At 37.6% G+C, this 23,562-nt stretch carries 20 protein-coding genes; 7 read left to right on the top strand and 13 right to left on the bottom strand.

Annotation, left to right across the window (positions count from 1 at the left end; translation table 11 throughout):
• Positions 1-158: 158 nt before the first annotated feature.
• From lpdA to ACFIJR_RS02530, 8 genes are all read right to left on the bottom strand, one after another.
• Complete coding sequence (gene lpdA, locus ACFIJR_RS02565) at positions 159-1,565, bottom strand: dihydrolipoyl dehydrogenase (protein ID WP_375625538.1); 1,407 nt, start codon at positions 1,563-1,565, stop codon at positions 159-161.
• 31 nt (positions 1,566-1,596) lie between these two features.
• Positions 1,597-2,808, bottom strand: coding sequence for a 2-oxoglutarate dehydrogenase complex dihydrolipoyllysine-residue succinyltransferase (gene odhB / locus ACFIJR_RS02560; protein WP_375653450.1), 1,212 nt, complete (start codon positions 2,806-2,808; stop codon positions 1,597-1,599).
• Positions 2,809-2,840: 32 nt separating this feature from the next.
• Positions 2,841-5,840 (bottom strand): 2-oxoglutarate dehydrogenase E1 component, encoded by a 3,000-nt coding sequence (locus tag ACFIJR_RS02555; RefSeq protein ID WP_375626095.1) that lies wholly within the window; start codon positions 5,838-5,840, stop codon positions 2,841-2,843.
• 164 nt (positions 5,841-6,004) lie between these two features.
• Entirely contained in the window at positions 6,005-6,907 is a 903-nt protein-coding gene (sucD, locus tag ACFIJR_RS02550; RefSeq protein ID WP_375625535.1) for a succinate--CoA ligase subunit alpha, read from the bottom strand.
• 3 nt (positions 6,908-6,910) lie between these two features.
• Positions 6,911-8,107, bottom strand: coding sequence for an ADP-forming succinate--CoA ligase subunit beta (sucC, locus tag ACFIJR_RS02545; RefSeq protein ID WP_375626098.1), 1,197 nt, complete (start codon positions 8,105-8,107; stop codon positions 6,911-6,913).
• Between the two features lie 90 nt (positions 8,108-8,197).
• Positions 8,198-9,160 carry a malate dehydrogenase gene (mdh, locus tag ACFIJR_RS02540; RefSeq protein WP_375626099.1) on the bottom strand — a complete coding sequence of 321 codons (963 nt, stop codon included), beginning with the start codon at positions 9,158-9,160 and terminating at the stop codon, positions 8,198-8,200.
• 288 nt (positions 9,161-9,448) lie between these two features.
• Entirely contained in the window at positions 9,449-10,648 is a 1,200-nt protein-coding gene (gene zapE, locus ACFIJR_RS02535; RefSeq protein ID WP_375626300.1) for a cell division protein ZapE, read from the bottom strand.
• A gap of 98 nt (positions 10,649-10,746) precedes the next feature.
• On the bottom strand, positions 10,747-11,292 hold the full coding sequence (locus ACFIJR_RS02530; protein ID WP_015857108.1) for an AprI/Inh family metalloprotease inhibitor: 546 nt from the start codon (positions 11,290-11,292) through the stop codon (positions 10,747-10,749).
• A gap of 224 nt (positions 11,293-11,516) precedes the next feature.
• Between ACFIJR_RS02530 and dapF the strand changes: the two genes are divergently transcribed.
• From dapF to ACFIJR_RS02495, 7 genes are all read left to right on the top strand, one after another.
• On the top strand, positions 11,517-12,368 hold the full coding sequence (gene dapF / locus ACFIJR_RS02525; protein ID WP_375625532.1) for a diaminopimelate epimerase: 852 nt from the start codon (positions 11,517-11,519) through the stop codon (positions 12,366-12,368).
• Positions 12,368-13,651, top strand: a complete 1,284-nt coding sequence (mtaB, locus tag ACFIJR_RS02520) for a tRNA (N(6)-L-threonylcarbamoyladenosine(37)-C(2))-methylthiotransferase MtaB (protein WP_375626102.1) — start codon at positions 12,368-12,370, stop codon at positions 13,649-13,651. The genes dapF and mtaB overlap by 1 nt, the downstream gene beginning before the upstream one ends.
• Positions 13,652-13,665: 14 nt before the next feature.
• Positions 13,666-14,919 (top strand): signal recognition particle-docking protein FtsY, encoded by a 1,254-nt coding sequence (gene ftsY, locus ACFIJR_RS02515; RefSeq protein WP_375626104.1) that lies wholly within the window; start codon positions 13,666-13,668, stop codon positions 14,917-14,919.
• Positions 14,916-15,602 carry a septation protein A gene (locus tag ACFIJR_RS02510; RefSeq protein ID WP_375626106.1) on the top strand — a complete coding sequence of 229 codons (687 nt, stop codon included), beginning with the start codon at positions 14,916-14,918 and terminating at the stop codon, positions 15,600-15,602. The genes ftsY and ACFIJR_RS02510 overlap by 4 nt, the downstream gene beginning before the upstream one ends.
• A 62-nt stretch (positions 15,603-15,664) precedes the next feature.
• A complete protein-coding gene (gene gloB, locus ACFIJR_RS02505) occupies positions 15,665-16,426 on the top strand; it encodes a hydroxyacylglutathione hydrolase (protein ID WP_375626108.1) in 762 nt (253 codons plus the stop codon).
• A 65-nt stretch (positions 16,427-16,491) separates the two neighbouring features.
• Positions 16,492-16,890 carry a hypothetical protein gene (locus tag ACFIJR_RS02500; RefSeq protein ID WP_375626110.1) on the top strand — a complete coding sequence of 133 codons (399 nt, stop codon included), beginning with the start codon at positions 16,492-16,494 and terminating at the stop codon, positions 16,888-16,890.
• 74 nt (positions 16,891-16,964) lie between these two features.
• Positions 16,965-17,477 (top strand): hypothetical protein, encoded by a 513-nt coding sequence (locus ACFIJR_RS02495; RefSeq protein ID WP_375626112.1) that lies wholly within the window; start codon positions 16,965-16,967, stop codon positions 17,475-17,477.
• Positions 17,478-17,886: 409 nt separating this feature from the next.
• Here the strand turns inward: ACFIJR_RS02495 and ACFIJR_RS02490 are convergent, their stop codons facing one another.
• The 5 genes from ACFIJR_RS02490 to mnmE form a co-directional block, all read right to left on the bottom strand.
• Positions 17,887-18,792, bottom strand: a complete 906-nt coding sequence (locus ACFIJR_RS02490; RefSeq protein WP_026500155.1) for a ParB/RepB/Spo0J family partition protein — start codon at positions 18,790-18,792, stop codon at positions 17,887-17,889.
• 32 nt (positions 18,793-18,824) lie between these two features.
• Positions 18,825-19,622, bottom strand: a complete 798-nt coding sequence (locus tag ACFIJR_RS02485) for a ParA family protein (protein ID WP_273787549.1) — start codon at positions 19,620-19,622, stop codon at positions 18,825-18,827.
• A gap of 6 nt (positions 19,623-19,628) precedes the next feature.
• Positions 19,629-20,276, bottom strand: coding sequence for a 16S rRNA (guanine(527)-N(7))-methyltransferase RsmG (rsmG, locus tag ACFIJR_RS02480; RefSeq protein ID WP_375625523.1), 648 nt, complete (start codon positions 20,274-20,276; stop codon positions 19,629-19,631).
• Complete coding sequence (gene mnmG / locus ACFIJR_RS02475) at positions 20,276-22,144, bottom strand: tRNA uridine-5-carboxymethylaminomethyl(34) synthesis enzyme MnmG (RefSeq protein WP_375626115.1); 1,869 nt, start codon at positions 22,142-22,144, stop codon at positions 20,276-20,278. Before mnmG ends, rsmG begins: the two co-directional genes overlap by 1 nt.
• Positions 22,145-22,250: 106 nt before the next feature.
• Positions 22,251-23,558, bottom strand: coding sequence for a tRNA uridine-5-carboxymethylaminomethyl(34) synthesis GTPase MnmE (gene mnmE / locus ACFIJR_RS02470; protein ID WP_375626117.1), 1,308 nt, complete (start codon positions 23,556-23,558; stop codon positions 22,251-22,253).
• Positions 23,559-23,562 lie beyond the last annotated feature (4 nt).

Genomic DNA, 23,562 nt, shown 5'->3' with positions numbered 1-23,562 from the left:
ACTGAATTTTAAAACAGTAATTATCGAAAAGCATACAACAAACGGAATATTTCAATATAATTGGTTGTATTCCTTTTTAAAGTTTTAAAATGTTGTTGTATGCTTCACAAATATTTTCTGCCTCCTATGCCTTTTAAAATGTACTTTTTAAAAGCTTTTTAAATATGAAGTGGTTTAGCAAATGTTGCCAAAGCTGCCTCACGCACGGCTTCTGATAAAGTAGGATGTGCGTGGCAACAACGCCCCAGATCTTCTGATGAACCACCAAATTCCATTAAAACTGCAATTTCATGGATCATTTCACCAGCACCAAATCCAAGAATATGCCCCCCTAATACCCGATCTGTTTTTTTATCAGAAAGGATTTTAACGAACCCATCACTCTTTTGCATTGCACGTGCACGACCATTAGCCATAAAAGGAAATTTGCCAACATTATATTCAATACCAGCAGTTTTTAGCTCTTCTTCTGTCCTTCCTACACTCGCAATTTCCGGCTGCGTATAAACAACACTAGGAATGACATCAAAATTAACATGCCCTTTTTGACCTGCCAAAATTTCTGCCACAGCAACGCCTTCTTCCTCTGCTTTATGCGCTAACATTGGCCCTTTTACGACATCACCAATCGCATAAATTCCTGGAACATTCGTCTGCCAATGAGCATCAATTGCAATAAATCCGCGTTCATCTAACTGAACACCAGCCTCTTGTAAGCCAAGCCCCTCCGTATACGGAGAACGTCCAGTAGCAATAAGCACAACATCAGCCTCTAAAGTTTCAGCTGCGCCACCTTTGACGGCTTCAAAAGTCACCTGAGCAGTTGAGCCGGATTGTGTAACAGCTGTTACTTTTGTTCCCGTTTTATATTCTATCCCCTGTTTTTCCATTAATTTCTGAAATTGCCGTGAAACTTCACCATCCATTGAGCCCAAAATTTTATTAAGATACTCAATAATGGTAACTTTAGCACCTAAACGGCTCCAAACTGATCCAAGTTCTGAACCAATAACACCAGCACCCACTACAATCATATGCTCTGGTACTTTTTCAAGTGAAAGAGCTCCCGTAGAAGAAACAATAGTCTTTTCATCAATTTCAACATTCACCCCTGGAATGCCTGAACTCTCTGAACCGGTAGCAATAATAATATTTTTTGTTTCAATTGTTTGTTTATTACCATCTCTGGCAACAACCTCCACATGACCCGCACTCAAAATTTTGGCTGTCCCAAAAAAAGTATCAACTTTATTTTTTTTCATCAAAAAAGAAACACCACTTGTATTGGCTGTCACCACAGCTTTCTTATGAACCATCATTTGTTCAAGATTAAGCTTAGATTTACCAATAGAAATACCAAGCGTTTCAAAACCATGCTGGGTTTCAGAAAACACTTCTGAAGCATGCAACAATGCTTTAGAAGGAATACAACCAACATTGAGACATGTTCCTCCTAATGTTGTACGCTTTTCAATAATCGCTACTTTAAGCCCCAGTTGTGCAGCCTTTATTGCTGCTACATAACCTCCTGGACCTGCTCCGATCACAGCCACATCATAAGACATCCGTTTCTCCTTTCATCCTGAAAACTGTATTTTACAAATCAAGAACAAGGCGTTCCGGATCCTCTAAGCTTTCCTTAACACGTACAAGGAAAGTTACAGCTTCTTGCCCATCCACAATACGGTGATCGTAAGAAAGCGCTAAATACATCATGGGGCGGATCACAACTTGGCCCTCAACAACCATTGCTCGCTCTTTAATCGCATGCATTCCCAAAATACCAGATTGTGGTGCATTCAAAATCGGTGTTGACATCAACGATCCATACACACCACCATTGGTAATGGTAAAAGTTCCGCCCTGCATATCAGAAACGGCTAATTTTCCATCACGCGCAAGACGCCCCAAACGCCCAATCTCTTTTTCAATCTCTGCCAATGACATTTGATCTGCATCTCGCACCACTGGAACAACAAGCCCTTTATCCGTTCCAACAGCAATTCCGACATTGACATAGTTTTTGTAAACAATATCTGTCCCATCAATCTCGGCATTAACAGCGGGAAGTTCTTTTAATGCATGACAAACAGCCTTGGTAAAAAAACCCATAAAACCAAGTTTAACACCATGTTTCTTTTCAAAAAGATCCTTATAACGCTTGCGCAAATCCATCACCGCTGACATATCAACCTCATTAAATGTGGTTAACATTGCTGCTATATTTTGTGCATCTTTAAGACGGCGAGCAATTGTTTGACGCAATTTCGTCATACGAACCCGCTCTTCACGTGTTTCTTGAACAGGAGTTGCCGAAGAAATCGTCGCAGAAGAAGAGGGTGTAGGAGCATTTGTACTTTGTTTTAATCCACCAAGAACATCTTCTTTAAGAATTTGTCCACGTTTTCCAGAACCTGAAATATCGCTTTTTGCAACATTATTTTCAGCCATCAATTTTGCTGCTGAAGGAGAAGGAGGCATTGTACTGCTCGAAGCAGGCTTCTCCGATTCAGATGAAGCTGCTGGAACAAGTGTAGCAGAAGGTGAAGATGATTGGGAGACACCAGCTTCTCCAGCTTCCACCACTCCTAAAAGAGCATTTACTTCAACCGTATCGCCTTCTTTTGCAATGATTTCAGATAATTTTCCCGCAACAGGAGAAGGAACTTCAACGGTTACCTTATCAGTTTCTAATTCAACCAAAGGCTCATCCATAGCGACAGCTTCGCCAAGTTTTTTAAACCATTTGCCAATCGTTGCTTCGGTAACCGATTCGCCCAAAGTAGGAACACGAATTTCAGTAGTCATAATATTTTTCCATACATCAGAGTAGTAATAAATTAAGAACCTAACGCGTCTTTAAGAAACGCAGCCAGTTGTTCAAGGTGTTTCACCATTAACCCAGAGGCCGGTGACGCACTCGCAGGACGTCCTGCATAACGAGCACGTGAATATTGCGCATTAATATGCGTCAAAACCCATTCCAAATAAGGCTCAATAAATGACCAAGCCCCCATGTTTTTTGGTTCCTCTTGGCACCAAAAAACTTCCGCCTGCAAAAAGCGCGACAACACATTCACCAAAACTTTAGCAGGGAAAGGATAAAGTTGTTCAACACGAAGGAGGTAAACATCATCAATACCCTTTTTTTCACGTTCTTCATAAAGGTCGTAATAAACCTTACCAGTACAAAGAACGACACGGCGAATTTTATTATCTTTTTGCAACTTAATGACAGAATCTTTGAGACATTCTGCATCATCAAGCAAAACACGACAGAAACTTGTTTCTGGCCCCATTTCATTGAGAAGAGAAACAGCTCGCTTATGACGTAAAAGTGATTTCGGTGTCATCAAAATCAATGGCTTACGGAAATCACGCTTAATTTGTCGACGCAAAATATGAAAATAATTTGCAGGGGTTGTACAATTAGCAACCTGCATATTATCTTCCGCACAAAGTTGAAGAAACCGTTCTAAACGTGCAGAAGAATGCTCCGGCCCTTGCCCTTCAAAACCATGAGGCAATAAACACACAAGACCAGACATACGAAGCCACTTACGCTCCGCAGAAGAAATAAATTGGTCAAAAATGACCTGTGCACCATTGGAGAAATCACCAAATTGCGCTTCCCAAAGCGTTAAACCACGTGGTTCAGCAAGAGAATATCCATATTCAAAACCAAGAACAGCTTCTTCAGAAAGCATAGAATTAACAACTTCATAAAGCGCTTGCCCCTTTTGTAAATGATTCAAAGGAATATAACGCGCCTCATTTTCTTGGTCATAAAGAACTGAATGACGTTGCGAAAAAGTTCCCCGTTCAACATCCTCACCGGAAAGACGAACCGGTGCTCCTTCCAAACAAAGCGAACCAAAAGCTAGAGCTTCAGCGGTTGCCCAGTCAACACCCTCACCGGTTTCAAAAATTTTAGCACGATTATTTAAAAAACGTTGAATGGTTTTGTGAACGTGAAAATCTGCCGGAATTTCGACAATTTTTTGACCAATTTCCTTTAAAATTTTTAATTCAACACCGGTTGTTCTAGAATGTTGCTCATCAGAACTACTAAAAGCTTTGAGTCCCGTCCAGCTTCCATCAAGCCAATCAGCCTTATTAGGCTTATAAGAAGCACTTGCTTCAAATTCACCTTCAAGCTTATCGCGCCATAATTTTTTTTGTTGCTCAATCTCTTCTAGAGAAATCACCCCTTCTGCTACCAATTGGTCACTATAAAGTTGAAGTGTTGTTTTATGATTACGAATTGCCTTGTACATAAGTGGCTGCGTAAAGGAAGGCTCATCACCTTCATTATGCCCATAACGGCGATAACAAAACATATCAATAACCACTGGTTTATGGAAAATTTGGCGAAACTCTGTTGCTATTTTTGCAACAAAAACAACTGCCTCAGGATCATCACCATTCACATGGAAAATTGGTGCATCAATCATTTTTGCAACATCTGATGGATAAGGCGAAGAACGTGAAAAACGCGGAGATGTTGTAAAACCAATCTGATTATTGATAATCACATGAAGTGAGCCTGCAACACGATAACCTTTAAGACCTGAAAGACCAAAAGTTTCTTGGATAACGCCTTGTCCTGCAAAAGCAGCATCACCATGAATAAGCAGTGGCATCACTTTTGAACGCTCACTTAATGAGAGTAAATCAGTATGTGCAGGTCCCATAAGTTGATCTTGTTTAGCACGTGCTTTTCCTATAACAACCGGATCAACAATCTCAAGATGAGATGGATTGGCCAACAGCGATAAATGAACTTTTTTACCATCAAATTCAAGATCAGCTGAAGTTCCCAAATGATATTTGACATCACCGGATCCCTCCACATCATCAGGCTTATAAGATCCCCCTTTGAACTCATGAAAAATAGCCCTATGCGGCTTGGCAAGAACTTGTGAAAGAACATTTAAACGACCACGATGTGCCATTCCTAAAATAACTTCCTGCACCCCTAAAGCACTACCACATTTGATAATCTGTTCAAGAGCGGGAATCAGCGCTTCACCACCATCGAGTCCAAAACGCTTTGTACCTTTATATTTAGTGTCTAAAAACTGTTCGAAACCTTCCGCCTGAATAAGCTTATTAAGGATAGCTTTCTTGTCTTGTTGTGTGAAAGAAATTTTTTCATCTCGCCCTTCAATGCGTTCTTGAAGCCATGCTTTCTGAACCGGATCAGAAACATGCATATATTCCACACCGATTGTTGAACAATAAGTACGGTTGAGAATTTCAAGCATTTGTGGAATAGTTGCATATTCCAACCCTAAAACATTATCAATAAAAATGGGACGCTCATAATCAGCTGGAGTAAAACCATAAGCTTCTGGAGAAAGTTCCTTATAATCTTCTTGTTTTTCGGCCAATTGAAGAGGGTCAAGCTTTGCCCGAAGATGCCCCCGTGCTCGAAAAGCACGAATCATCATAATTGCATGAACGGAATCACGTGTTGCACGAATAACATCTTGCTCACTGGAAGTTTTTCCCTTTTGTGCAGCACCTGTTATTGCTTTTTCCTTTAATTTATCACCAAGATATTTTTCAAGAGAAGACCAATCACCATCAAGAGCAGAAACCAATTCTCCATTTGCCTTTACTGGCCAATGATCACTTTGCCATGTTGCCCCTTCAGCATTTCTGAGAACATCTTCTTTATTATCATGAAGTCCTTCAAAAAAAGCACGCCACTGCGAATCAACACTGGTAGGATCTTTTTCATATTGAGCATAAAGTTGATCTATATAATCCGCATTGCCACCATAAAGAAATGATGTCTGTGCAAAAAGGCTATTTATTTCGTCCTGCCTTGCCATATACCTCTCCGGAACATCTATTCCGTCTCCTTATATCTCTTTTCGACCTTTAAATGCTTACAAAACAAGCAATGATTCAAACATTCAAAAAAGTTTTACCTTTTTATACTCAAGTTTTTTCACCTGAATCTAAGAACTTTTTCTTATTCAGATGAAATTTTCTTTTAGCCCTTCAAAACTGACATCAAAGTCTTACCTATCTGTGATGGTGAAGGAGACACTCGAATCCCTGCTGATTCCATTGCCGCAATTTTATCTTCTGCTCCACCTTTACCACCAGAAATAACAGCACCAGCATGTCCCATTGTACGTCCTGGAGGAGCTGTACGGCCAGCAATAAAGCCAACAACTGGTTTTTTACGACCTTTTTTTGCTTCATCTTGCAGAAACTGTGCTGCTTCTTCTTCAGCAGAACCACCAATCTCCCCAATCATAACAATAGACTGAGTTTCATCATCCGCTAAAAACATTTCCAACACATCAATAAATTCAGTGCCCTTAACAGGGTCGCCACCAATCCCTATCGCAGTTGTTTGCCCGAGACCTTCCTGACTCGTTTGAAAAACGGCTTCATAAGTTAAAGTTCCCGACCTCGAAACAACCCCAACAGAACCTTTTCTAAAAATAGAACCAGGCATAATACCAATTTTACATTCATTTGGTGTAAGAATACCAGGACAATTAGGACCAATAAGACGAGACTTTGAGTTTTCTAACCGCGCCTTCACTTTAACCATATCCATAACGGGAATACCTTCCGTAATACAGATAATTAAACGAACTTCAGCTTCAATAGCCTCTATAATAGCTGCCGCAGCCCCTGCAGGCGGAACATAAATAACAGAAGCATCCGCGCCTGTTTTTTCCTTTGCTTCTGCAACATTAGCAAAGATAGGAAGAGTTTCGCCTTTTGAACCTTCCCATGTTTCTCCACCCTTTTTAGGATTAACACCCCCAACCATTTGCGTACCATGATAAGCAAGCGCCTGTTCTGTATGAAATGTTCCTGTTTTTCCTGTAAGCCCTTGAACTAGAACTTTTGTCTCTTTATTCACAAGAATCGACATAGCTTAAGCTCCCTTCACGGCTGCAACAATTTTTTGAGCAGCATCATCTAAATCATCAGCAGGAATAACATTCAAACCACTTTCATTGATAATTGCTTTACCCTGCTCAACATTAGTGCCTTCAAGACGAACAACTAAGGGAACCTTTAAACCAACCTCACGAACAGCAGCAACCACACCTTCAGCAATGACATCACAACGCATAATACCACCAAAAATGTTAACCAAAATGCCCTTAACATTTGGATCGGCCGTAATAATTTTAAAAGCAGCTGTCACCTTTTCTTTTGACGCTCCACCACCAACGTCAAGAAAATTTGCAGGCTCAGCTCCATAGAGTTTGATAATATCCATTGTTGCCATAGCAAGACCCGCACCATTAACCATGCAGCCAATTGTACCCTCAAGAGCAACATAAGCAAGATCATGCTTTGATGCTTCAATTTCTTTTGGATCCTCTTCTGAAAGATCGCGTAATTCTAAAATATCTGGATGACGAAATAGAGCATTATTATCAAAAGAAACTTTTGCATCAAGAACACGTAAACGACCATCTTTCATCACAATAAGCGGATTGATTTCTAAAAGGCTCATATCTTTTTCACAAAATGCCTTATAGAGAATCGGAAAAAGCTTTTCACCATCTTCTCGCGCACTACTTTGTAGTTTCAATGCATCACAAAGTCTTGCACAATCAACCGAAGTAACACCCTCTACAGCATCAATGGGAAGCGTGAATATTTTTTCTGGTGTCTCTTCAGCAACCGTTTCAATATCCATTCCACCTTCTGTTGAAACAACAAAAGCAATTCGACCAACGCCACGATCAACCAAAAGTGAAAGATAAAGCTCCCTTTCAATATCGGCACCATCCTCAATGTAAAGACGATTGACCTGCTTACCCTCTGGACCCGTTTGTTTGGTTACCAAAGTTTTACCAAGCATTTCTTGAACATTTGCAACAACTTCTTCAACAGATTTTGCAAGCCGAACACCACCCTTTGCATCAGGACCAAGTTCTTTAAACTTACCCTTACCACGACCACCAGCGTGTATCTGACTTTTAACCACATAGAGAGGTCCGGGCAATTTTTCCGCCCATTTTTCAGCTTGCTCTATAGAATAAACAGCGACACCATTTGCAATTGGTGCTCCATATTCATGAAGCAGACGTTTGGCCTGATACTCATGGATATTCATGCATTTGTCCTTTTCTTTTATGGATCATTATTAATCCTAAAGTTTTAATATTCTAAATACTTAGTTTTAATGAATTAAATCTTGTTCAATTTACTTGAGACTAGGCACAAGAGCAATACAAGCTTCACAAAGCTTTTTAACTGCATTTACTGAATGATCAAAAGCATCTCTTTCTTCTTTATCAAGATCAATTTCAATGACTCGCTCAACACCACCTGCACCAATTACAACAGGAACACCAACGTAGGTATCATTAACCCCATATTCTCCTGAAAGATAAGCTGCAACAGGCACAACACGCTTAGTGTCCTTTAAATAGGCCTCAGCCATAGAAACAGCAGAAGCTGCTGGTGCATAATAAGCAGAACCTGTTTTTAACAAACCAACAATTTCTGCACCACCATCACGGGTACGCTGGATAATTTGATCAATTCTTTCCTGTGTCGTCCAGCCCATCTTTACAAGATCAGGCAAAGAAATACCACCAACCGTTGAATAACGCACGAGAGGAACCATTGAATCACCGTGCCCTCCTAAAACAAACGCTGTCACATCTTTAACAGAGACCTTAAATTCCTCAGATAAGAAATGACGAAAACGTGCTGAATCAAGAACACCAGCCATACCAACCACTTTATGTGTAGGGAGACCTGAAAATTTCTGCAATGCCCACACCATCGCATCAAGGGGATTGGTAATACAAATAACAAATGCTGAAGACGCGTATTTTTTAATTCCAGCTCCAACTTGTTCCATCACCTTTAAATTAATGCCCAAAAGATCATCCCGGCTCATACCAGGTTTTCGCGCAACGCCTGCTGTTACAATAACAACATCAGATCCTTCAATTGCTTCATAAGCATTAGCACCTTTTAAACTGATATCAAAACCGTCGACGGGAGAAGATTCGGCGATATCTAGAGCCTTACCTTGTGGCACACCTTCCGCAATATCAAATAAAACAACATCACCAAGTTCTTTAAGCCCAATAATATGTGCTAAAGTACCACCAATCATACCTGAACCAATGAGAGCTATTTTTTTTCGTGCCATTTTATTTTTTCCTAACTTTTAGATAATTCAGCGCACACCCATCAGCGTCCCTATACTGAATATTTTTGACTTCAACCATATTCAAACAATATCATAAAAAGGAGTAAAGAAATGAAATTTACAAATTTTTCTCCTTACAGAAACAACAAACCTCCGCTGAAACAACTATTAGAAAATTATCACGATGTATCGATAAAGTGAATTTAAAAAAAATACAACAGAATTATTACGTTTCTTTAATTTCAAAGAGTTATTGTTTTTACAGTTTACGTAAAGGTAAAAGTATAATCAATGCTTCTTCTTCAAAAGAAAATGTTCTTCCCAAAGTTTTAAATAATCGTGGCTTTGCATTTCAAAAAGACGTGACTGTGTTCTTTGAAATTCAAATGTTTCCGTAATCTGTGCATTCCCTTTATACAAATCCCCCACCTCTGCCGCTGCCGACATAAATAACCGTATGTGGCGCTCATAAAGAATATCAATAAGCAAAATAAACCGTTTTGTTTCATTGCGACATGTATCATCCATGACCGGTACATTATCAATAAAAATCGTATGATAACGCTCCCCTAATACCAAATACTCAGCCGCTGCCAAAGGCTTTGCACATAAATCTCCATAATCAAAGCGTGCACATCCTGCACCAACGCGCGGAATAGGAATAAGGCGCCCTTTTATAGAAAGCTCATCAGATATCTCCTTATGTCCTTGCAATACAAGTGCCCATGCTTGATCCATGCATTCATCTGCTTTTTTTCCTAAAGGTGCTACATACACAGGCTGTAGATTTGATTTTTCAAGACGATAATCTGTTTTTGCATCAAGATTAACAACACGAACATATGCTTTCAAAACTTGAATAAAAGGCAAAAAGAGTTCACGATTTAAACCGTTACAATAAAGGTTATCCGGCGCCACATTTGAAGTCGCAATAAAGAAAATTCCTTTATCAAACAAAGCAGAAATAAGCCGCCCCAACACCATAGCATCAGCAATATCTGTTACACTAAACTCATCAAAACAAAGTACCTTTGCTTCTCGTGCAAGATCTTCAGCAACAGCTAAAATAGGATTATCTTGTTTAAATTTTTTACCCCCAGATGCTTGACGATAAAAATTAATACGCTCATGCACATCAGTCATAAAATCATTAAAATGAGCACGCTTTTTATGACCTTTAGGCAAACAAGAAAAGAACAAATCCATCAGCATAGTTTTGCCCCGTCCTACTTCACCAAAAACATATAATCCCTGAAAAGAACCCTTTTCATCCCCTTGTTTTACAACACAAGAAATATTTTGTTTTTTTCTTTTAAATATTCTATTAAAGAAAGAGCAAAATTTCCAAGTCCAAGGACGAGAGATGTTTTGTTCCGCAATTTTTTTTAATAAATGATCAAAATATTCTGTTATAGCTAATTGAGCGGGGTCAAAACAAACCTCTCCTTTAGAGACAAGCTCTTTATAACGTGTTGAAACGAGAATCATCCAAACAACCTTTTTCAAACCGTTCTCAATGAAAAATATAAATACTTTTCACGAATCTGTCCGTCTAGCTTAGTTTTTCATAAACGATCAAAAATGATTTAACGACTTAAAACAACGGGATGATCATCAAGTGTACGTCCCTCAAAACGATCAACATTTGAAGAGTAGAGAGCAAGGATAACACGTCCAGAGTTATTATAAAAATATAATCTTTTTCCTTTAACAGCCCACGATCTCACTTGAGAAGCAATTCCTGGACAGTGTAAAGGACCAGCACGGTACCCTTGTCCAAACTTTGTTTGCGGCGTTGCGATCCGGCAAACTTTACCCCCCATAGAAAGATTCCATACACCAGCAACACTTGCAGGAAATAAATCAGTAGCATTACTTGGCAATTCGAGACTAGCCATTCGTCCATCACTCTGAGAATCTCCCTTCTCATACATCGAAGCGTTTGCTGCCTCAGATATCGACGAAGAAGTAGATGACAGATCAGACACTTCCAATGTTGTCATTTGTTGAGATGGATAAAAAACTTCTAATGCGTTACTACCGTCATTACTGTCAAACCGTGTTGTTGAACATCCCCCTAAAAGCATTACAGTTGATAGTGCAACGAAAAACGAAATTTTTGAAAACGACATATCTGTACTCTCTCCCACGACAATAAATAAGTTCACAAAGAAATTAAGTGAATATTTGTTATAGTTACAAAGATAAATTAACAAATTAAAAAAATAGGTTAAAATCATTTATTTTAAACGAAATAATTTATGTACCCAATTTTATATTTATTAAACACTAGAAATTTATAAGATTTTCAGTCATATATCTCTTTATAAGTAATCATTAGAAATAGAGAAGTTTCATGAAAACGCCATTTAGCAAAATGGACGGTCTTGGAAATCAAATTATTGTTGTTGATATGCGTGAAAGCACTCATACTCTTACATCGCAAGCAATCCTCGCTTTGTCGGCAGATCCCGAAATGCATTTTGATCAAATCATGGCTATCCACACACCAACCCAGAAAAAAGCCGACTTCCGCATAGAAATATGGAATGCCGACGGATCAATGGCTAAAGCTTGTGGCAATGGTACCCGCTGTGTTGTTGCATGGCTTAAAAATCACAATTTTGGTGAAAAATTTCGTTTAGAAACTCCCGCTGGAATTATTGAAGGGAAATATCAAACCGATAATCTCATTTCTGTTGATATGGGATGCCCAAATTTCAATGCAAAAGAGATGCCTGTTTCACGTGAAATAGTTGATACCAATCACGTAGAAATTACGGCTGGTCCCCTAAAAGATGCTTGTCTCATATCCATTGGCAATCTCCATGCTATCTTTTTTGTTGAAAATGATATTCAACATATTCCATTAGAAAAATATGGGCCGAAACTTGAACATGATCCCCTATTTCCCGAACAGTGCAATATTTCCATTGCTTGCATAACGTCAAAGAAAAGTCTAAATTTACGGACATGGGAGCGAGGAGCAGGATTAACACAAGCATGTGGGAGTGCTGCCTGTGCAAGTGCAGTGGCTGCTTATCGTCGTGGTCTCACACAACGCCATATTGATGTAAACTTACCAAAGGGAACACTTAATATTTTTTACCGAGAAGACGATCACGTTATTATGATAGGACCAATAAAATATCAATTTAGTGGTTTTTTGAGCCCTCTAACAGGGTGCTACAAAAAGGATCACTCCTGATGGCAATAGAAATTGTAACTTTTGGTTGTCGACTTAATAGCTACGAATCGGAAATCATTCGCAAAGAAAGTACTTCTTCAGGGCTAGATCAGCTTAAAGATGGTGCTATTATCTTTAATACCTGTGCTGTCACTGCCGAAGCCGTACGACAAGCAAAACAAGCTATCCGCAAAGCACGACGTGAAAATCCTCATGCACGTATCATTGTAACAGGGTGTGCAGCCCAAACAGAAGGGCAAAATTTTGCCTCAATGACAGAAGTGGATCTCGTTTTAGGAAACGAAGATAAACTTCACGCCCATTCTTATCGTCAACTTCCTGATTTTGGTATTAACCATTCCGAAAAAGTGCGTATCAATGACATTATGGAAGTACAAAAAATTGCTCCACATATGGTCAGTGCAATGCAAGAGCGCACCCGCGCTTTTGTACAGGTACAAAATGGATGTGATCATCGCTGTACATTTTGCATTATTCCTTATGGACGAGGACCATCTCGCTCAGTTCCCATGGGTGCTGTCATAGAACAAATTAAAAAGCTGGTAGGTGAGGGTATCCAAGAAGTGGTCCTTACAGGTGTTGATCTTACAAGTTATGGTCACGATCTTCCTGGAAAAGCTACTCTAGGAAAATTAACTTCAGCAATTTTGCATCATGTCCCTGACTTAGCGCGATTACGCCTCTCATCTATTGACTCAATTGAAGCAGACGAAGAACTCATCAATCTTTTAGCTTATGAAACAAGGATCATGCCCCATTTGCATTTATCTTTGCAAGCAGGTGATAATATGATTTTAAAACGGATGAAACGGCGACACTTACGCGAACATGCTATTCAATTTTGCCAAGAATTGCGTGCCAAACGTCCTACAATGGTTTATGGTGCCGACTTAATTGCTGGTTTTCCTACAGAAACAGAAGAGATGTTTCAAAACAGTCTTATTTTAATCAAAGATTGTAATTTAACCCATCTCCATGTCTTCCCCTTTAGTCCAAGAGAAGGAACACCTGCCGCACGTATGCCACAAATCAACCGTAAAATAGTTAAGATGCGTGCTGAAAAATTACGTAAAGCAGGTGAGGAGGCTTACCAAAAGCATCTTGCTCATTTACAAAACAGTCTACAAACAATTCTCGTTGAAAAAGATGAAATCGGACGAACGGAAGATTATACTCTTGTACAAGTTAAAGGTGCAAAAGCAGGAACAATTGTTCAAGCCCTTATCGTTGATCATGATGGCGATAAATTGATTGCTATCCTTCCAAAATTAAACGCTGCTTGAGCAGGAAAATTCTTATGACGAAATCTTTTATAAAAAAAATATTCTCTTTTAACAAATCTCAAGAGCAGGAAATGGAACAACAGATTTCTATTCCTGATAAAAGCGATGTAATGGAAAAAAATAAAGACAAAAATGAAAGGACAAAAAATAACCAAATCTCTATAGACACAGAAAAAGAAGAACAAACAAAAAATCGAGAGTCAACACTTACAAAATATGATGAAAAATCTCCATTTCTAGAATCTCATTCTGATAAAATTCCTCTTTCTGGTAAAATTATTGTCACAGACAACGTCCGTGAAAAAAAGAATGAAGAAATTTTATCTGAACTTTCTGTTGAACAAAAAAGGATAGCGTGGTTTGAGCGCCTTAAAAAAAGTCTATCCCTTTCTTCACAACGCCTAAGCGGATCAATTGGCGACCTCTTTGTTAAAAGAAAACTTGATGAAGATACATTGCAAGAGCTCGAAGATATCCTTATCCAAGCTGATCTTGGAGTAGAAACGGCGACACGCATCACAAATACTTTAGCTTCCAGTCGTTACGGAAAAGATCTTTCCCCAGACGATATTCATACTATTGTAGCTGATGAGGTCAAAAAAGTTCTGGAACCTGTTGCAATTCCATTAGAGCTTGATCTCAGCTATAAACCTCATGTTATTTTGCTGGTAGGTGTAAATGGAACTGGAAAAACGACAACAATCGGAAAACTTGCAGCAAAATTAACAGCAGGGGGATTAAAAGTTATGCTTGCAGCTGGTGATACTTTCCGAGCCGCAGCTATTGAGCAATTGCATATTTGGGGTAAACGTACTGATTCTCCTGTTATTTCGACAAAATTGGGTGCAGATGCCGCCAGCTTAGCCTTTGATGCTTATGAAAAAGCAAAAAAAGCAAACAGTGATGTATTAATTATTGATACAGCAGGGCGTTTACAAAATAAATCTGAATTGATGGATGAGTTAGCAAAAATTATTCGTGTTTTAAAGAAACACACACCCCAAGCACCCCATACAATCCTTCAAACGCTTGATGCAACTACCGGACAAAATGCACTCAACCAAGTGGAAATTTTCCGTGAAATTGCTGGTGTTAATGGTTTAGTCATGACAAAGCTGGATGGGACCGCACGAGGAGGAATTCTTGTCGCTATAGCAGCAAAATATAAATTACCCGTTTATTTTATCGGTATAGGAGAAAATATTGAAGACCTTCAACCTTTTTCTGCTTCTGACTTTGCCGAAACTATCGCAGGAAAACATACATGAAACAGCCTTTATCTAACTCTAATTCACAGAATAATTCTGAAAAAAATATGAATAACAATAAGAAACCCCCTCTCTCACCAACCATAAAATTTTTCTTGGAAATGGGGCCGTTAGTCGCCTTTTTTCTGGCTAATTATAAGGGCGAATGGTTGATAAAAAACATTGGATTTTTTCAAAATTTTAGTAAACCTATTTTCCCTGCAACAGCTATTTTTATGATAGCTATTATTATTTCTCTAAGCTTATCATGGATCCTTGCACGACAAATTCCTATTATGCCCCTTATTTCAGGAATCTTTGTTCTATTCTTTGGATTTTTAACTCTTTGGCTTCATAATGATACTTTCATCAAAATGAAACCAACAATTATTAATAGCTTATTTGCGCTCATCCTCTTTAGTGGTATGTTTTTTAAAAAACCACTTTTACGTTATGCTCTTGATTCTACATTAAAACTTGATGATTTAGGCTGGCAAAAACTTACCTATCGTTGGGCATTCTTTTTCGTTTTTCTTGCCCTTTTGAATGAAATCATTTGGCGCAATTTTAGCGATAATTTTTGGACAAGTTTTAAAGTATTTGGCGTTATGCCCCTAACAATCCTCTTTATGCTTACCCAAATGCCTATCATTCTGAAACATTCAAAAGGACTTTTCACAGAAGAGGACAAATCTGATTCTTAAAAAAATCCACCACTATATATTATTTTATAGATTCATTACCAAACACTGTTCAGGAGAAAAACATGTTGATTGAACAGTTTATTTGTCGAAAAGATAACTTTGGTGTACTCATTCATGATGAAAAAAGTGGCTACACAGCTGCAATTGATGCACCTGAAAGTGAAGCTATTCATAACACCTTAAAACGCCGTAACTGGACACTTCAGACTATTTTTGTAACTCATCATCATCACGACCATGTAGAAGCATTGGAAGAATTAAAACAAGTATACAACGCTATGATTATCGGACCAGAAGCAGAAAAAGAAAAGATTCATCATCTTGATCAAACACTTCAACCTGATGAAAAACTTCTCTTTGGTTCTCACCCACTTTTAGCTCTTTCAACACCTGGTCACACTTTGGGCGCATTATCTTATTATTTTCCTGAAAAAGGTTTGCTCTTTGCTGGAGATACACTTTTCTCACTTGGTTGTGGACGCCTTTTCGAAGGAACACCTGCTCAAATGCTGAACTCTTTAAAAAAGCTTCGTCAACTTCCCGATAAGACACTTCTTTATTGTGGTCATGAATATACCAAAACCAATGCTCTTTTCGCATTAACACTTGATCCACATAATCAAAAACTTCGTCAAAGAGTGGAAGAAGTTTCTTTGCTACGTGCAAAAAACGCTATGACTTTACCAGTAACCTTAGGGCAAGAAAAAGCCACCAATCCCTTTCTCCGATGGGATGATAGTGTGTTGCGAAGAAACCTCGCAATGGAAGAAGAAACAGATGAAGAAGTCTTTGCTGAAATTCGAAGAAGAAAGGATAACTTTTAAACATGCTTAAGTTCGTATTACGTTTGTTCCTCCTTTTTCTTTTCGTGATACATACTCAACTAACAATGGCAGAGGAAAAGAAAACAGACTATCGATTTGAGTTCCCGTATATTATTGCAAATTATACCTTAACAGAAGATTTTCTCTTGAAAATGGAACAAATTGGAAAAGAATATGAAAATTTACTGCCAGAGTTAAAAGCATCTAATACCCCATGTAACAATACTATTAAAGAATTTACCACTTACATTTCTGATCAGCCAAAATTAATGAATATTTTAAAAAACAATAACATCACGCCTAGAGATTTTTTTCTTGGTTGCAATGCGCTTACGGGAACGTTATTGATACTTACCTCGGCTGAATTTGATGAAAAAAACACCGTATTTTTAAGCAATTTGGAATTTGGTAAAAAGCATATGTATAGAGTATATACTGTTGTAGAAAAAATTTGTGGCTGTTAACTTTAAAAATTAATTGACTTAACAAACGGAGAAGTCTTTGCTGAAATTCGAAGAAGAAAGGATAACTTTTAAACATGCTTAAGTTCGTATTACGTTTGTTCCTCCTTTTTCTTTTCGTGATACATACTCAACTAACAATGGCAGAGGAAAAGAAAACAGACTATCGATTTGAGTTCCCGTATATTATTGCAAATTATACCTTAACAGAAGATTTGCTTTTAAAAATGGAACAAATTAATAAAGAAGAGTGTGAAAGTTCACCATCAGAATCAAAAGTATCCGATACCGAAAAAGAACCTGATATTGAAATTGAACACGACAACAGTATTGAAGGATTCGTAGCTTCTATTTCTAATCAACCAAAATTAATGAATATTTTAAGAAAAAATAATATAACACCTAAAGATTTTGCTATAGGAACCATCGCCCTTCAAGCAACATTAACAATGCTTTTAGCTCCTCTTGAACTTCTTAAAAAAGAGGGGATTTCTTTTGATGAAAAAAATACTGTAGTTTCAAACAATTTAGAGTTTGGTAAAAAATATACGTATAGAATACTTGCTATTTTAAAAAGTCGTTGTAAATAGAATTCGTTCTATTTTGAACAGACTATCAATTCATTCTCTTCCTAGCAGCAATCCAAATATCATTGTAAATTATCCTTTAACAGAATATTTTCTCTCAAAAATAGAATAACTAAAACAAATAAATTGAGGATTTACCCCCAGAGCCAGAGGCATCCAATACCGGAAATGATAACAGCATTGAAGGGTTAATTGCTTCTATTTCTACTAGATCAAAACTAACAGATCTTTTAAGAAAATATAATCTCTCACCTAAAGATTATGTTATTGGTCTCATGGCCCTTCAAACAACTTTAGCTGCAATAATAGCCTTTGAAGATAAAAAATTCTCTTCAAAAATACTATACCTTCAGATAATTTTAATTTCAGTCAAAAATATGTAGATAGAATTCGTGCTATTTTAGATAATTAATTAGTTTTGCAAACGCCGGCAAATATCATCTAATTGTTCTAGTGAAGAGTAGCGTATTTTTAAATCACCACCTTTTTTGCCATGCCGAATAGTCACTTTCATTCCGATCACGTCTGCAAGTAATTTTTCTAAAGATTTTGTTTCTGTATCTTTCTCAACAGCAGTTCGTTTTTTGACTTTTGGATTTGCCTGTTCATACGCAAGTATTTCTGTTTGGCGCACAGAAAGCCCTTCGCGAATAATTTTTTCAGCTAAATCCTGTGGATTCTCAACAGTGATAAGACAGCGTGCATGACCAGCGGAGAGTTGCCCATCGGTTAAGAATTGTTGTACTTTTGGTGGAAGTTTTAACAAACGAAGCGTATTAGCAACATGACTGCGACTTTTTCCAATAACTTGCGCTAAATCTGCCTGCGTATATCCATGTTCATTCAGCAAAATTTCATATCCCATTGCTTCTTCGATAGGATTAAGATCAGCACGTTGAACATTTTCAATAATTGCCAATTCCAAAGCAGTTTTATCATCTACATCGCGAACAATAACCGGTAATTTATTTAAATTGGCTCGCTGTGCAGCACGCCAACGCCGTTCGCCAGCAATTAATTCAAAACGATGAGGATGATCACGTGATGGTCTTACAATAACAGGTTGAACAACACCGTGCTGGCGAATTGATTGTGCTAAATTATCAAGTTCTGAATCGGTAAAATGACGTCGCGGATTATGTGGATTGCACGAAATAGATTCAAGTGGAACAAATCGTTCAGAAACAGGAGAAGCTGTATTGGACTCTGTAAATTTGTCAGTATTTGATGAACGTGTAAGATCGCTGTTTAAACTGATATCCCCAATTAATGCCGCTAATCCACGACCCAGTCTTTTTTTTGATTGATCATCATTCATAATTTTGCTCTTTAAATTTTTAGTTTATTTTTTTAAGCAGCAGCACGTGCTTGTTTTTCACGTTGAATCATTTCTGATGCTAGACGCAAATAAGCTTGGCTCCCAGCACATTTGAGATCATAAAGCAATACAGGTTTTCCAAAAGAGGGCGCTTCTGATACTCTTACATTTCGTGGAATAACAGTACGATAAACCTTATCTCCCATAAAAGAACGTACATCTTCAACAACTTGATTTGAAAGATTATTACGTCCATCATACATTGTTAGAACGATACCTTGGATTTCTAAAGATGGATTAAGTACGGATCGCACTTGTTTTACTGTTTCAAGTAATTGACTTAAACCTTCAAGTGCTAAAAATTCACACTGCATAGGCACTAAAACAGAATCCGCAGCCCCCATAGCATTAAGTGTTAAAAGATTAAGGGAGGGGGGACAATCAATTAAAATATAATTGAATTTTTTTTCCATTTCCGGATCATCATAGAAAGCTTTACGTAAGCGTTGTATGCGATCTTGTGATGAAGAAATTTCCATTTCCACACCTAAAAGATCAAGTGTAGAGGGAACTATATAAAGATTGGGTACTGCTGTTTTTAAAGCCGCTTGTGTAATTGAAATTCCCGAAACTAAAACATCATAAGAAGATAAAGGACGGTTATTACGATCAATCCCTAAACCTGTACTAGCATTACCTTGTGGATCAACATCCATAATAAGGACATTTTCACCAATAGCCGCTAAAGCTGTTGCAAGATTAATTGCTGTGGTTGTTTTTCCGACTCCACCCTTTTGGTTTGCAATAGCGATAATTCGTGTTTCGCTCATTTTGCTCTACCCTCTATATGATCGAATATGAGAAATTTCCAAAATAACAGAATTTTCATCAACTTTACTTTTATGTTTTAACAGATCAAAGTGCCAATTGGCAGAGGCATTTTTTATTTCTGTAGCGTAATCCCGACCTTTTTGCAAAAGAGCGATTGTTTTTTCTGTTAATAAAGGAAAAATAAGTTGTAGAAGACTATTGAGCGGCGCTAATCCCCGTGCCGTTATAATATCAGATACGGGAATTTTTTGATATACATCTTCAATTCTAGCGTGATAAACCGTTGCTGGAAGATTAAGTTGAGAAATAACTGTTCGCAAAAAAGCAACTTTTTTCCCATTACTTTCAACAAGATTAATATGTCCTACTTTTTTTTCTTTCAAAAAGATAGCAATCACAATTGCAGGAAAACCTCCTCCTGATCCTAAATCACACCAATGTAAAGAATGAGCATACAAAGGAAAAATTTGTGCTGAATCTAGAATATGCCGTGTCCATAGATCTGGTATCGTTGTAGCAGATATCAAATTAATATGTGCATTCCATTGAAGTATTAAAGACTCAAACTGAATTAAATTTTCCATCGTTTCACGTGAAACAGAAGGAACAATATTTAATAATTGTTGATATTTTTTTTCTGTAGAAAAATCCATTAAGCTGTTTTAGCCTTTTCACGTCGTTGACGTTGAATATATGTAATAATAAGCGATAACGCGGCGGGTGTCATGCCATCAATTTTTTGTGCATCAGCAATTGAACGCGGTGACACTTCTTGAATTTTTGATTTAAGTTCATTTGAAAGACCTGAAATTGCCTGAATATCAAGAGAAGAAGGAATTTCTAAACGCTCATCTCTCTGAAGAGAAGCAATATCTTGTGCTTGTTTATCTAAATAAACCGCATATTGTGCCTCAATTTCTAAAGATTCTGCTGTTTTAGAATCAACCGTTTGTAATTGTGGCCAAAAATCTGAAAGACGCTCTAAAGTCATATGAGGATACGCAAGAAAATCATAAGCGGAACGCCGAATTCCATCATGATTAACGTGTAATCCATGAGCAGAAGCTTCATTGGGTGTTAAAAAAAGATTTTGACATATTGATCGTGCTTGATCAAGGCGTTCTTGTTTTTTCTGATAACATTCCCAACGTATTTCACTCACAATACCCCATTTTTGTGCCAAAGGTGTTAAACGCGTATCAGCATTATCAGATCGTAAAGATAAACGAAATTCAGCACGTGATGTAAACATCCTATAAGGTTCACAAACACCACGTGAAACCAAATCATCAACCATAACACCAATATAAGCGGTAGAACGACTTATAAGTATTTCATCTAATTTACCTACTTTACGTGCCGCATTTAACCCAGCTAAAAGTCCTTGTGCTGCTGCTTCCTCATATCCTGTTGTACCATTAATTTGGCCTGCTAAAAACAAACCCGGTAAAGAACGTAATTCTAAGCTTCTCGTTAATTGTTGTGGATTAACAAAATCATATTCAATAGCATAACCAGGTTGCAAAACTACAGCATTTTCCAACCCTTCAATGGTTTTCAATAGAGAAATTTGTACATCTTCAGGAAGAGAAGTAGAAAGACCATTTGGATAAACAGTATCATCATTTAATCCTTCTGGTTCTAGAAAGATCTGATGTCCATCACGTTCTCCAAATTTCACAATTTTATCTTCAACAGAAGGACAATAACGTGGTCCTAACCCTTCAATATTTCCAGAATATAAAGCAGAACGATAAATATTCTCGCGAATAATTTGATGTGTTTTCTCATTTGTACGTGTTATTGCACATTCAATTTGTGGTTGTTCAATTTTCTCTGTTAAAAGAGAAAAGGGAATGGGATTTTCATCTGCTTGTTGTTTTGGAAGATGATCCCAAGCAATTGTTTTTTTACTCAAACGAGCAGGAGTTCCTGTTTTTAATCGACCAAATTTTATATGATAATTTTTTAAACGTTTAGCAAGTTGCACACTTGACTGATCTCCCATACGTCCAGCAGCCCATGTTTTATCACCAATATGAATAAAGCCATTTAAAAATGTCCCTGTTGTTAAAACAACAGCACCAGATAAAATTGTTCCTTGTTTTTTTAAAATAACACCTGATACACAATTATCTTTAACGACCAGATCAATAACTTCATCCTCAATAAGAGTAAGATTTTCTTGTTCTTTTAATAATTTTTGAATTGCTTTTTTATAAAGTTGTCGATCCGCTTGCGTCCGTGGTCCTCTTACTGCCGGTCCTTTACGTCTATTAAGTAGTCTAAACTGAATTCCAGCAGCATCTGCTGCTCTTCCCATGAGACCATCTAATGCATCTATTTCACGAACTAGATGCCCTTTTCCAAGACCACCAATAGCAGGATTACACGACATTGTTCCCAGTGCTGATATTTTATGTGTAACAAGCGCTGTTTTGGCTCCTACACGCGCTGAAGCTGAAGCCGCTTCACAGCCAGCATGACCACCACCAACAATAACAACATCATATGATTGCATTTAATTCATTCCGTAGAAAATATTCTAAGGTTTCACGTGAAACAGTATATAAATTACATAATCTTTATAATCTGTCTATTAAATAATCAATGTTTCACGTGAATCATTATTTACCAACACAAAACTCTGAAAAAATAATATCAAGCAAATCTTCAACATCAATATCTCCTGTAATTTTTCCAATAAAATCACTTGCACAACGGAGATGTTCTGCACGTAAACTGAGATCAAGAGAATGATAATTAAGAGAATATTCAATCTCTTTAACAGCCTCCTTTAATAATTGAAGTTGTCTTTTACGCGCCGGAACAATATTTCCAATTTCAGAAGCACGATGATGACAAAATGATTCAAGTTCTTTGATAAAATAATCAAAATTTAAACCAGTTAATGCGGAAAATTGTATAGACCAATGCTGATCATTTTTTTCATAAAGATCAAGCTTATTGCCAACACACCATATTTCAGCCGATGTTTCTGGTAAATCAACTTGCTCAGGATTTCCTATATCATAAACCAAAATAACTAAATCAGCTTCCCTAACATGCTGTTTAGCAACTTCTATTCCCATTTGTTCTATTTTATTTTCTGTTTTTCTAAAACCAGCAGTATCCGTTAAAAAAATAGGTAAACCACCAAGAATAATTCTCATTTCTAAAGCATCACGGGTTGTTCCTGCTTCTTCCGTTACAATAGCAACAGATCTTCCTGAAAGACGATTCATAATGCTTGATTTTCCAGAATTTGGAGCACCAGCAATAACAATTTTTAATCCATCACGTAAAATACTCGCACGCTCTCCTTCAATAATATATTCACGAATAGAAGTACAAAGATCCTCAACATCTTTCCAAACTTTATCAGATATTGCGTTGGGAATATCTGCTTCATCAACAAAATCAAGTTCTGCCTCAATAAAAGCACGCGCCTTCATAAGCTTATGACGCCAATCACGATAAAGCGTCGTTAAATGTCCACTTGTACCCATAACAGCTAAACGCCGTTGGCTTTCCGTTTCTGCTTCTATTAAATCAGCAAGACCTTCTGCTTGAACAAGATCTAATTTTCCTTCCATAAAAGCACGACGTGAAAATTCACCTGCTTCTGCAATACGGCATCCAGAAAATGTCGACAATTCATCGAGAAAACGACTAACAACGGCTTTTCCTCCATGTAAATGGAATTCTGCACAATCTTCCCCCGTAAAACTATGAGGAGCAGGAAAAAAAACAGTTAAACCAGAATCTAAAAAGCTCCCATCACGAGCAGTAAGATTTCCATAATGCATAAAACGTGCTTTAGGTAAACGACCACAAAGCGTTTTAACTATATCCACAACATGAGGACCAGAAAGCCTAATGACTGCAACCCCTGAAGGTAACAATCCACTCGAAACAGCAAAGATTGTATCCACAGGT

Source organism: Bartonella sp. OD88NMGDW (assembly GCF_042193775.1).
Taxonomy (GTDB): Bacteria; Pseudomonadota; Alphaproteobacteria; order Rhizobiales; family Rhizobiaceae; genus Bartonella; species Bartonella grahamii.
This window is presented reverse-complemented; position numbering and strand designations above follow the sequence as displayed.